Here is a 12,239-nt window from a genome sequence, read left to right on the forward strand (position 1 = left end):
TTTTTAATCTAAATAAAACTGTAGAGTAGAACCCGCTCAATTACCATTAAAAAAGCCCGCAGAGCGGGCTTGAGAACACACATTTATTATCTTTTAGATAATTCTGCTACAGCGTGTGTTACACGCTGTAGTACATTTCGAACTCAACTGGGTGAGTTGTCATGTTAAGTTTTTCAACTTCTTGACCTTTAAGCGCGATGTATGCATCGATTAGGTCATCAGTGAATACGCCACCTTGAGTTAAGAACTCACGGTCAGCGTCTAATGATGCTAGTGCTTCAGATAAAGAAGATGCAACTTGTGGGATCTCAGCTGCTTCTTCAGCAGGTAGATCGTATAAGTCTTTGTCCATTGCATCGCCAGGGTGGATCTTGTTTTTGATACCGTCTAGGCCAGCCATAAGCATTGCAGAGAATGCTAAGTATGGGTTAGCTGTTGGATCAGGGAAACGAATTTCGATACGACGTGCTTTTGCAGACGGTACCACTGGGATACGGATTGAAGCAGAACGGTTACGTGCAGAATATGCAAGCATTACTGGTGCTTCGAAGCCTGGTACTAGGCGCTTGTATGAGTTAGTTGATGCGTTAGCAAATGCGTTGATTGCTTTAGCGTGCTTGATGATACCACCGATGTAGTAAAGAGCTTCTTCAGATAGACCAGCGTATTTGTCACCAGCGAAGATGTTTACGCCATCTTTACCTAGAGATTGGTGGCAGTGCATACCAGAACCGTTATCACCTACGATTGGTTTAGGCATGAATGTCGCTGTTTTTCCGTAAAGGTGAGCCATGTTATGGATAACATATTTCATCTCTTGAATTTCGTCAGCTTTTAATACCATTGTATTGAAGCGCGTTGCGATCTCATTTTGACCTGCAGTTGCTACTTCGTGGTGGTGAGCTTCAACTACTTGACCTAGTTCTTCAAGAACTAAACAAGTTGCTGAACGCCAGTCTTGTGATGAATCAACAGGAGAACACGGGAAGTAACCGCCTTTAACACCTGGACGGTGACCCATGTTGCCACCTTCGTAATCTTTATCTGAGTTCCAAGCAGCTTCTACAGAATCGATTTTGTACATAGAACCAGACATGTCTGATTTGTATTTAACGTCATCAAAAAGGAAGAACTCTGGCTCTGGACCGAATAAAACAGTGTCAGCAATACCAGTAGAACGCATGTACTCTTCAGCGCGTTTTGCAACAGAACGTGGATCACGCTCATAACCTTGAAGTGTTGAAGGCTCAACTACGTCACAACGTACGATTAGTGTAGCTTCTTCAGAAAACGGGTCCATTTTCGCAGACTCAGGAACAGGCATAAGTACCATGTCTGATTCGTTGATACCTTTCCAGCCAGCAATTGAAGAACCGTCAAACATTTTGCCGTCTTCGAAGAAATCTTCATCAATTTGATGATGAGGAATAGAAACATGCTGTTCTTTACCTTTGGTATCAGTAAAGCGTAAATCAATGAACTTAACGTCATTTTCTTTGATAAAATCTAAAACCGATTGTGACATGTGTCCTCCAATTGTTGGGTTTTATTTTTTGCTGCATTATTGCTTTTCGCTTATATAAGCTGGTTTCGTGCCATGTTTTTAACACCTTGTTTAGGCTTATAAAAAGTGAACAGGGCTTCGTTTTGTTAACTTTTATTGCACTAAGTTGGTGCGTAAAAAGATCATTCTGGTGCGTAAAAAGTGCGACCTTGTTTTGCACAATTATTGAGCGTGCCAATTTTTCTGTTATGAACACGATTTAGTGCCAAAATATGGTTCAAAAACGAAAATTTCGCCAGTTTTGAGCTCAGATTCACTTTAATTTTCATAAATTTGTCATTTATAAAACAGATACTTATAAAAAGCTTGAAGAAAGTTTATAAATTTATATTGGATAAACTTTCATCCATGCCATTATTAAGGGATAATATGCGCCCTTTTAAATCCTATGCTGGGACATCTGGTGAAAACGCAGGTGAGTGCGTAGATCTTGCAGGATCAATGAGATTCAATTTCTCTGAGAAAAAATATGAGCATCGAAAAGTTAAGAAATATAGCGATTATCGCCCACGTTGACCACGGTAAAACAACTTTGGTTGATAAACTGCTTGAGCAATCAGGCACATTAGAAACGCGCGGCGGTAACGAAGAGCGCGTAATGGACTCAAACGACATTGAGAAAGAGCGTGGTATTACCATTTTAGCTAAAAACACAGCTATCTCTTGGAACGACTACCATATCAATATCGTAGACACCCCAGGACACGCCGACTTCGGTGGTGAAGTAGAACGCGTACTTTCGATGGCTGACTCAGTATTACTACTTGTTGATGCTCAAGAAGGTCCAATGCCGCAAACGCGTTTCGTAACGCAAAAAGCATTCGCACAAGGTTTAACACCGATTGTTGTTATCAACAAGATCGACAAACCAGGCGCACGTCCTGACTGGGTTATGGACCAAGTTTTCGACTTATTCGATAACTTAGGTGCAACTGATGAACAGTTAGACTTTAAAGTAATCTATGCATCAGCTATCAACGGCTGGGCAACAATGGATTTAGACGAGCCATCAGAAAACATGGAACCAATGTTCCAGATGATCGTTGACGAAGTATCTCCACCGGATGCAGATCCTGAAGGTGCTTTCCAAATGCAAATTTCTCAGCTTGACTACAACTCGTACATCGGTGTTATCGGTGTAGGTCGTATCAAGCGTGGTACTGTTCGCCCTAACCAACAAGTAACAATTGTTAGTGCAGATGGTACTAAGCGTAATGGTAAAGTTGGCCAAGTAATGAGCTACTTAGGTCTTGAGCGTCATGAAGCAGAGTCTGCAGGCGCGGGTGACATCATTGCTATCACAGGTCTTGGTGAGCTGAAAATCTCAGACACTATCTGTGATGTAAATACCGTTGAAGCATTACCACCGCTAAGTGTTGATGAGCCTACAGTAACAATGACGTTCTCTGTAAACACATCACCATTTGCTGGTAAAGAAGGTAAATTCGTAACTTCACGTAACATCCTTGAGCGTTTACAAGCTGAGCTTGTTCACAACGTTGCATTACGTGTTGAAGAAACTGACAACCCAGATAGCTTCCGTGTTTCTGGTCGTGGTGAGTTACACTTAGGTATCTTAATCGAGAACATGCGTCGTGAAGGTTACGAGCTTGCTGTATCTCGTCCACAAGTAATCCTTCGTGAAGTTGATGGTCAAAAAGAAGAGCCATACGAAACACTTACAATCGACTGTCAAGAAGAGCACCAAGGTTCTATCATGGAACAAATTGGTCTTCGTAAGGGTGAACTAACAGACATGTCTCCAGATGGTAAAGGCCGTGTACGTATGGACTTTATGATCCCAAGCCGTGGCTTAATTGGTTTCCAAACTGAGTTCATGACATTAACGTCTGGTTCTGGTCTTCTTTACCACACATTCGATCACTATGGTCCACACAAAGGCGGTACTATCGGTGCTCGTAAGAATGGTGTAATGATTGCAAACGCAACAGGTAAAGCACTTACTAACGCATTATTCAACTTACAAGACCGTGGTAAGTTATTCATCGGTCACGGTGTTGAAGTTTACGAAGGTATGGTTATCGGTATCCACAGCCGTGACAACGACCTAACAGTAAACGCGCTTAAAGGTAAGCAACTTACAAACGTTCGTGCATCTGGTACAGATGAAGCACAAACACTTGTTCCACCACTAAACTACACGCTTGAACAAGCGATTGAGTTCATCGATGATGACGAGTTAGTGGAAGTTACACCTGAGAACATCCGTATTCGTAAGCGTCACTTAACTGAAAGTGAGCGTAAGCGTGCGAGCCGTCAAGCTAAAGACTAATAAGGTCTTTTAGTTTTACAAAATTAAAACCGCCGTATTGAAAAATACGGCGGTTTTTTGTTGTATGATTAGCTCTCAGCTCTCAGCTCTCAGCTCTCAGCTCTCAGCTCTCAGCTGTCAGATCGAATGGAAGATTAAATGTTTTTTGGGTATGAGTTTTATTACTGGCTCGGATGGTTAGCGATAACAGTTCTTGCTGCAAAGAAATATGGCTATCTAGGCTTGTTCATTGCGCATTGCATCATTTTTGTGAGTGTATTTGCTAGTGACTTACGCTATGTGTCGCAACTAATATCCCAACCTGAGTGGGATGGTAATCCTGACCTTGATATTATTTTTCTTGTTGGCGTAATATTTCGTACTATAGTGATTAATGTTTTATTGCTACCGACAGGAATTTTAGGAAAATATTTCCATAACAAAGTTAATACCACTGGAATTTAGCCTAAGCTAATTTTCTAGGAGTAAATTGTTCCAACATTGCTATCAGAATTGTAGCTTTACTTATTTTGTTTGTATTTCTAACCTAGTTAATTAGTTTATTGAGCAACTCGCAACTCGCAACTCGCAACTTTTTACTAACTCCCCCATCTGTACTATCTTTTCTAAATCCAACTTGCAGGAGAGTAAGATGTATTTAGTTAGACTGATTTACACAAGTGAAATTAGCGATGGGTTTGGGCCCAATGACATCGAAGATATTCTCGAGAAAGCTAAGCAGAATAATGCAGAAAGTAATGTAACTGGGCTACTGTGTTTTAATAGCACCCACTTTATGCAATGCCTTGAGGGGTCACGAAAAGCGGTGAATGAAACTTATCATCGTATTCTTAATGACAAACGTCATTGCAATATCATCATGCTGAATTACTGTGAAATAGTAGAGCGTGAATTTGAGAATTGGTCGATGGGATACATACCTAATTCAAAAATGACAACTCCATTAAACTTAAAGTACTCAGGTACCAGCGAATTTAATCCATTAGCCATGTCGGCAGGAAGCGCCCATAAACTTATGCTGGCTTTACGGGACTCATTGCTCAAACATACTATGTAGTGCTTGTAAGTGTCACTACAGTGACACTTGCTCACCTTCATTCAATATGTAAAGAGGGACTTGGCTGTTCATCTGTTTTTGCATATGCAGTAATCTTAATAATGCAGAGTGGCTTGAATGGTCACCCATTTGCCAGCTTGAGTTGCCATAACCCCATGGGATCATCACTTTACAGTTTAGCTCCTCTGCGGCGTTTAAGCTGTCTTCTGGCGTTGTATGAACATAGCGATACCACTTACCGTTTTCTTCATGGTAATAAGAAGCGATAGGCATTAAACATACATCAATCTCGCCGTATTTTTGATTAATATCTTGGAAGTGTTTTGAGTAACCGGTATCACCAGCAAAAAACAAGGTTCTACCATTTTGCTCAAGTAACCAACCATTCCATAAATCTTTATTTTGGTCGTCGTAAATGAAAGGCACCATTATGCGACTGCTAAAATGATGAGCTGGCAGCGCATGAATCGTTAAATCATTAATTTGTGTACTTGCGTACCACGCCATTTCTGAAATATTAAAGCCACCCGTCGGGAAGTTATCTGCAAACCCTAATGGCACTAAGTAGCGGGGGGTGTTGCCAATCTCTTCTATATCTGCCTTGTTAAAATGGTCATAGTGAATGTGTGAGTACATTACTGCATCTAAGCCATTAAGTTCAGCTTGTGATGGCCAAAAACCAGGTTTGCGATAAATGCCCCCTGCAAGCTTAAAGGCAAAGTCTACGGGCGAATCAAACTGATCTTTAACAGGGTCAAACAACAGCTGCTCACCATTTGGTGATTGAATATAAAACCCAGCATGACCTAACCAGCGCACCGTAAAACCTGAGTTGATTGCAGGCATATGTTGTTCTGCGTGAAACTCGCATTGTGAGTTGCTGTCGTCGCACACAAGGAGTTCTGACGCTTCATAGCAATTGTCAGTGCAGGTTGTTGGGTATTCTTTATCACCCGGATAAAGGTTGTGGTAGCGACCTTCGTACTCTCCCTCAGTTTTTAACGGAGTAATGGTGCCTTCACCGGCAATAATATCAACAGTGTTTGAATTACTGCATGCACTTAAAAGTGCTGCTGCAATAAGAGTTGAGAGTGTTTTTAAATGCATACCATGCTTACTTTTTATTCTTTGCAGTGAGTTTAGCAAAATAAAATTTAAGATAAATCATTAAAAAGTAACTAAATATTGACTAATTTGTGATGCGATTTTTTTTTGCTAGTATTTGAGTGATTTTCGAACACGAATCAAGGAGGATAAATGAAAGTTATTGCTTTTTTAATTGGTATATTTTCACTGTCGTCTTTAGCCGCTACGGACTCGTTAACATGTAATGGCTGCTCCACTAATGGAATGGAAAACTTAGCTGCGTTTTCACAACAACGGTCGGGGTCTAGCTATGTGGTTATTTTTGATTTTGATAACAGACAAGTGAAAAAATATTACAGGAGCTTGCGATTTAGTAGCTTTGGTGAGCCTATACGTAACGCTGTTAATGTTGAGTTGAGCTATGAAGAGCAATTTGATGCAAATTTAATTCTGGAGTTTAGGCAAGAAGTAATATTGCTATTGAAAAATAAAAGTGTTGCTATGTTTGTTTCTAATGATGCTGAAACAGATTATATGGGCACTGACTCGAGCCAGTCGATTGCCGCATTTTCTAGAGTTGAGATAAGCAACCATGAAAGTACCTCTTCAGTTTTAAAAGATGTAGGTGGATTTGATGTTAAAGGAGACCCGTATACCTTCTTAAGTCGGTCTAGTTTTAGAAATAATGCATTTGATTATTATTTAAACCAAGATGGTTCTTTGTTTTCTGAATTAATTGACTCTGCTCTAGATGCAGTAAGAATACCCACAGGAAAAGACATGGGGCTCTACGTGACAATTAATTTTTATGAATCTGCCGATAAAAGTATTTATAACGGCTCTGTCAAAGCTGCAATAGACTTTACAAATGATGTGTTCATCATTATGAGCGCAAAAGATGCAGATAATAACAGTATTCCATTAAAAGTTAGTGACTTAAATAATGAATTTGTTTTTAAAAATAAAAGCAATGGTGAAACAATATTTCTCAATTATATAAATTTACTGTTTGACAGCCATGGAGGGCACACTCCAAATTGCGTGGTGACATCACACCGCACACAAGGTGATCAACACATCTTTACATATAGTTGTAAGTAAATTTTTATATGTTTTATTAAAATTAATGCGGCTAATTGCCGCATTAATTTTTAGCTAACTATCTCAACCCGCTTTGTTCATTTGCTCAATGAACTTATTAGAGTCTTCGATAGATTTGTTCATGTCGTCCATTAACACTTTTATATCGCGTTTTAGGCTTGTGAACTCACCTTTGATAGCTGTTACAGCTTGTGCGTTTAGATTATGTTTTAAGTACAAAACATTATCATGAAGTGATGATAATACCGGCTCCATTTTGCTTTCTGCGCTACGCATTGAGCGAAGTAGTTGATCAAATTGGCGCTTAGTTGCATTGAGCTTTTTGCTGCTTTCACGTTTAAGAGAGGCGCTTTTGTATTGCTCTAGTTCATCGGCCCATTCATCAAATAGCGCTTCAGCTACATCTTCTACTTTATTGATATTGCTTGTTACGTCGTTTGCTGCCGCTAAGCTCGACTCGTAATCATCATTCAGTTGATTGTAGGCATCTTGTAGTTCACCACCATCAAAATTGATAAGCGTGGTTAATCTGTCTAATGCTGATTGAAACTCTTCTTGTGACTCTTGCTGTGCTTCTTTAGTTTCTTCTACGCGGTCCACTAAAATGTCGCGCTTATGCACACCTACAGATTCCATGGCTGAGTAGTAAGCTGACTGACAGCCTGATAATGCCATTGTTACTGCAAATAGTGGTGCACTTAAAAGTGTCAGTTTTTTCATTGAGAATCCTTTTTAGGTACCTGTCATTTCAAATTATGTGGTGGATTGCTATGATTATCAAAACATTTTAGCAGAAATTAGATTCTATGGATGAGAAGCTCAGTCGTTATAAGTTGCAAATAAGCATTTTCTTAAAGCAACAACCTACTTGGTGGATGCAGTATCTTAATCGTTGTATTGACGATCAAATCACTGTTAATGCTGGGTACTTGGCTTATGTGACCTTATTATCAATCGTGCCTTTGGTGGCGGTTGGTGTGGCTATTTTTTCTGCTTTTCCAGGGTTCGAAAGCACGTTAGTGACCATAGAAAACTTCTTGTTTACTAACCTTGTGCCGACCTCTACAGATGTAATTAAAGAGCACATCAGCGCTTTTGCCGGTAATGCGAATAAAATGACTGCCGTTGGTGTGGGTTTTTTAGCGGCGGTATCTTTGTTACTTATTCGCAATGTCGATGCTACATTAAATCGAATTTGGCGTATTAAGAAAAAGCGCCCAATGATGATTTCGTTTGCCGTTTATTGGATGGTGCTTAGTCTGGGCCCTGTGTTATTAGGGGCTAGTATTGGGGTTACTTCATACATAGTGTCGTTAGTGTCGTTTGCCGATCAAGGTATCCCCGGCTTTAGCGGCTTTTTATTGAAATTATTACCTTACATAATTTCAATGATTGGCTTCATTATGCTCTATACTTTAGTTCCTAACACACGAGTTCCATTTAGAGCGGCAATTCCGGGCGCTTTGTTTGCAGCTATGTTGTTTGAGCTGACAAAAAAAGGCTTTGCTTTGTACATCAGCCACTTCCCATCATACGAAGTTATTTATGGGGCGTTGGCGACAATCCCTATTTTATTTGTATGGGTGTATTTGTCGTGGATTGTCGTATTACTCGGTGCAGAATTTACTGTATGTATCAGCCCTGAGAATATCGAGGACACGCCTGATATAGAGGTTTAAATTCACTGCACCTAAGGAGAGCGAGGTGCAGTTACATCCACAATATGTTGCCAACCGTGATTATCACTTAAATGTTGGCGATGGTCATCAAATCCATGTGCAAGAATATGGTGCGTCTACAGGGATTGCTGTGGTGTTATGCCATGGCGGGCCTGGTGCGGGTCTATGCCCTGAAAATTGCCGCTTTTTCGACTTAGAACGTTTTCGAGTGATCATGTTCAGTCAGCGCGGTTGCGGTCACTCAACACCCCATGATAGTTCAACCAATACCACCTCAGAATTAGTTGCCGATCTCGAGTATTTGCGCCAGCAACTGGGTATTGAAAAGTGGCTGGTGTGTGGTGAGTCATGGGGGGCCACTTTGGCACTTGTCTATGCTATTCATCACCAAGAGCATGTTGCAGGGCTTATTTTACGGGCTAGCTTTTTAGCTTGTAACAGTGACTTCGAGTGGCTTTACACAACAAAAGGAGCCGGCGCGCATTTTTACCCTGAGTGCTTTAATGAATTTGCACATGATTACACTGATTGGCATGCCTTACTCGATTTTTATCAGCAACAGCTAAACAATGATGATCAAATTAAAGCCAGTAAATTTGCCAAGTTATGGTGTCATTGGGAGCAGGTGCTATGTCATGGTGAGCCTTTGACAAACTGGAGTTTACAGGAGCCCCATGTCGGGTTAAATCAAGCAAGGTTAATGGTGCATTATTTTCGTCATCATTGTTTCATTAAAGAAGGCTTTATCGCAGAAAATGCGCATCTACTGACTCATTTACCTATTTGGTTTATTCATGGCCGCGCCGATTTGATCTGTCGATATAGTGCCGTACAACAGCTTGCTGAACAGTTAAATGCACAATTGTTGATTTTAGATGGCATTGGGCACAGCAGCGATAATCAGGTATATTTGTCGGCAATGCGACGTGCCGCAGATTTAATGTATATCAAGTTATCGAGGGATCAATGCAAGGCTTAATTCAAAGAGTAAAACAAGCAAAAGTAGAAGTGGCAGGCGAAGTTGTTGGTGAAATTTCACAAGGTATTTTGCTGCTATTAGGTGTTGAAAAACAGGACACCGAGCAAAGCGCCCAGAAGCTTTTACACAAAGTCAGCAATTACCGCATTTTTACCGATGAACAAGGAAAGATGAATTTAAGTTTGAATGACATCAAAGGTGAGCTTTTAGTGGTTTCGCAGTTTACGTTAGCAGCTGACACCAAAAAGGGCATGCGCCCGAGCTTTTCAAGTGCTGGCACGCCAGAGCAAGCCAATACGCTCTATGAGTATTTTATTGCTGAAGCTAAAAAAACGGGCTTAACAGTGGCTACAGGGCAGTTTGGTGCTGATATGCAAGTAAGCCTATGTAACGATGGTCCCGTTACTTTTAATTTATCTGTGTAATACCAACCCGCGATAATACTTAATCATTTTGAGGGATTAAACCTGTCGCTAACTGCGTTAAAAATCTCTCATTTACGACTGCATGGATGCAGGAGGTAGAGCAATGCAGGAGCAATTGCCGAGAACAACTAAATAACGAAAATCAACGAGGTTTTATTGCCTCAAAATAGACTACTTAAGTAAGCGGATTGGTATAAGCATTTTTATTTTTTGATCATCACGATATGATTCACGTAGTCGGGGATTTTTACAATGCTTGGGCGCTTGCCAAACTCGGTGATTAGCAGGTGCTCAAGTTGTTTTAGTTGCGATGGGTGATTAGATAAAAAATTAATGAACAACAAGCCATCTTTTGCCATCGCTGCTCTTAGTTTGGTGTAAAACTGGTGCTTGTATAAAAATAATGGCGCATCTACCTCACTGAATAAATCTAGGATAATCCAATTATATTCGTTGTTTTGCTCTAATACTTGCTGCGCATCAAAACAGTGCAAGTTATTGGCATGGTCGCCACCAAAGTAGCGTTTATAGCAGTGAATTATGTCGGGGTTTTTATCAACCGATGTCAGTTGGCTGTCAGGGTAGGTGTGCTGTAAGTAATTACGAATAGCACCACCGCCTAGCCCTAGTTCTAAAATCTTTTTAGGTTCCTCTAAGTCTTGCCAAAGCTTTGCAAGGTATTGTAAATGCGGGAAAAGTAATCTGGCAGGTCGGCGTTTTTCTATGACTGATTGCAGGGTTTCGTTGATCAGTAACCAGCGTAATTGGTTTAGTTGCCTAACTTGAATACTGTAATTGCCTTGTTTATGCCAATAGATGAGTTGCCCTAATCGGTGGCAGTCCTCAATAAAACTATGTTTTACTGCGCCACTGGGTTCAAGAAAATGTTCCATATTTCGGGCCTTTAGCAATTTATTTATTAAAATAAGACGGTTATTTCAGCATAGACCAGCAGGCTTAAAGTGCAATTGTGCATTAGTTTTTACAGCCAAGAATAATAATTTAGGCTGGGTCACCAAAGTATTATTCCAACTTGTTTGAAGATCGCGTATCGTAATTCGCATTCCAAAGGCCACGACAGAAAAACAACAGACAGTGGCTGAATTATCACAGGAGTTTTTATGTTTAAAGTGACCACCCCACAAAGCAGCGAAGATTGGCAAGCGTACTATTCATTACGTTGGCAGGTTTTAAGAGCACCCTGGGGCGAGCCGCGTGGTTCTGAGCAAGATGACTTAGAGCAAGACGCTGAGCACCGCTTTATCAAAAATAACGACGGCGAAGTATTAGGTGTAGCTCGCCTGCATTTTAATAATCATCAGCAAGCGCAAGTTCGTTATATGGCGGTCGCTGAAGGTAATCGTAACCAGCATATTGGTAGCCGTTTATTACATGAATTAGAAAAAATCGCATGGACTCAAGATGCTGACGAGCTGGTATTGTTTGCTCGTGAGCGAGCCCTTGATTTCTATAAGCGTCATGGCTACGAATTAAAAGAAAAAGCGCACCTTGCCTATGACGATGTACAGCATTGGAAAATGGTAAAACAAAAACCATCTGAGCCGGGTTGGTTCCGTCATCCAAACTGGACACAAGTACTGCAAAACACGTGGCGTGAGTCGATCCCAATCAGTGATGCGATGGGCATTAAAGTTGAAAGCTATACCGATTGGCAGTTTACTACCCGCGCTGATTTAGATGCGAACTTAAACCTTCATAACACTATGTTTGCGGGTTCAATTTATAGTTTAGCAACCTTAACAGGGTGGGGCGCAACTTACCTAGCGCTGAAAGAAGCAGGCCTCGAAGGAAATATCGTGTTAGCTGATGCCAACATTAAATACCTTAAACCATTAAATAACGACCCTCGTGGTAGTGTTGAGTTGGCTGGCTGTAAAGGCAAGTTAGCGGATTTAGAAGACAGTGGCAAAGCAAGCTACCATGTGCCAGTAAATGTATACGATGGTGATGTGTTAGTAGCAGAATTCGAAGGTCACTTCATCGTTAAAAAATAACGACTATTTAGAGCGAGCTAACTAAAGCTCGCTCTTCATT

General features: G+C 40.7%; 12 protein-coding genes. 8 read left to right on the top strand and 4 right to left on the bottom strand.

The window, feature by feature from the left end:
- Positions 1-118: 118 nt before the first annotated feature.
- Positions 119-1,525 (bottom strand): glutamate--ammonia ligase, encoded by a 1,407-nt coding sequence (gene glnA, locus AN213_RS14200; RefSeq protein WP_054563450.1) that lies wholly within the window; start codon positions 1,523-1,525, stop codon positions 119-121.
- Between the two features lie 508 nt (positions 1,526-2,033).
- Between glnA and typA the strand changes: the two genes are divergently transcribed.
- The 3 genes from typA (at position 2,034) to AN213_RS14215 (ending at position 4,914) form a co-directional block, all read left to right on the top strand.
- Positions 2,034-3,857 carry a translational GTPase TypA gene (gene typA, locus AN213_RS14205; RefSeq protein WP_054563452.1) on the top strand — a complete coding sequence of 608 codons (1,824 nt, stop codon included), beginning with the start codon at positions 2,034-2,036 and terminating at the stop codon, positions 3,855-3,857.
- Between the two features lie 138 nt (positions 3,858-3,995).
- On the top strand, positions 3,996-4,301 hold the full coding sequence (locus AN213_RS14210) for a hypothetical protein (protein WP_054563453.1): 306 nt from the start codon (positions 3,996-3,998) through the stop codon (positions 4,299-4,301).
- A 187-nt stretch (positions 4,302-4,488) separates the two neighbouring features.
- Positions 4,489-4,914, top strand: a complete 426-nt coding sequence (locus AN213_RS14215; protein ID WP_055198932.1) for a BLUF domain-containing protein — start codon at positions 4,489-4,491, stop codon at positions 4,912-4,914.
- 15 nt (positions 4,915-4,929) lie between these two features.
- Here the strand turns inward: AN213_RS14215 and AN213_RS14220 are convergent, their stop codons facing one another.
- Positions 4,930-6,021 carry an MBL fold metallo-hydrolase gene (locus AN213_RS14220; RefSeq protein WP_055198933.1) on the bottom strand — a complete coding sequence of 364 codons (1,092 nt, stop codon included), beginning with the start codon at positions 6,019-6,021 and terminating at the stop codon, positions 4,930-4,932.
- Positions 6,022-6,171: 150 nt separating this feature from the next.
- On the opposite strand from AN213_RS14220, the gene AN213_RS14225 reads away from it, so the two are divergent.
- Positions 6,172-7,101: a hypothetical protein gene (locus AN213_RS14225; protein WP_055198934.1), complete on the top strand. Its 930-nt coding sequence runs from the start codon at positions 6,172-6,174 to the stop codon at positions 7,099-7,101.
- Positions 7,102-7,164: 63 nt separating this feature from the next.
- Here AN213_RS14225 and AN213_RS14230 read toward each other — a convergent pair whose 3' ends face one another.
- Positions 7,165-7,821, bottom strand: coding sequence for a DUF2959 domain-containing protein (locus tag AN213_RS14230; protein WP_054563456.1), 657 nt, complete (start codon positions 7,819-7,821; stop codon positions 7,165-7,167).
- Positions 7,822-7,907: 86 nt separating this feature from the next.
- Between AN213_RS14230 and AN213_RS14235 the strand changes: the two genes are divergently transcribed.
- Genes AN213_RS14235 through dtd form a run of 3 tightly spaced genes read left to right on the top strand, consistent with a single transcriptional unit; the run spans position 7,908 to position 10,184 of the window.
- Complete coding sequence (locus AN213_RS14235; RefSeq protein ID WP_055198935.1) at positions 7,908-8,780, top strand: virulence factor BrkB family protein; 873 nt, start codon at positions 7,908-7,910, stop codon at positions 8,778-8,780.
- 25 nt (positions 8,781-8,805) lie between these two features.
- The gene (locus tag AN213_RS14240; RefSeq protein ID WP_055198936.1) at positions 8,806-9,759 is read left to right on the top strand and encodes an alpha/beta fold hydrolase; all 954 of its coding nucleotides are present in this window, start codon (positions 8,806-8,808) and stop codon (positions 9,757-9,759) included.
- A complete protein-coding gene (gene dtd / locus AN213_RS14245) occupies positions 9,747-10,184 on the top strand; it encodes a D-aminoacyl-tRNA deacylase (protein ID WP_054563459.1) in 438 nt (145 codons plus the stop codon). The genes AN213_RS14240 and dtd overlap by 13 nt, the downstream gene beginning before the upstream one ends.
- 203 nt (positions 10,185-10,387) lie before the next feature.
- Here dtd and AN213_RS14250 read toward each other — a convergent pair whose 3' ends face one another.
- Positions 10,388-11,077: a spermidine synthase gene (locus AN213_RS14250; protein ID WP_054563460.1), complete on the bottom strand. Its 690-nt coding sequence runs from the start codon at positions 11,075-11,077 to the stop codon at positions 10,388-10,390.
- A 228-nt stretch (positions 11,078-11,305) separates the two neighbouring features.
- Between AN213_RS14250 and AN213_RS14255 the strand changes: the two genes are divergently transcribed.
- Positions 11,306-12,199, top strand: coding sequence for a bifunctional GNAT family N-acetyltransferase/hotdog fold thioesterase (locus AN213_RS14255; RefSeq protein ID WP_054563461.1), 894 nt, complete (start codon positions 11,306-11,308; stop codon positions 12,197-12,199).
- The last annotated feature ends 40 nt before the right edge of the window (positions 12,200-12,239 follow it).

The sequence above is a fragment of the Pseudoalteromonas sp. P1-8 genome, assembly GCF_001399985.1.
GTDB lineage: Bacteria > Pseudomonadota > Gammaproteobacteria > Enterobacterales > Alteromonadaceae > Pseudoalteromonas.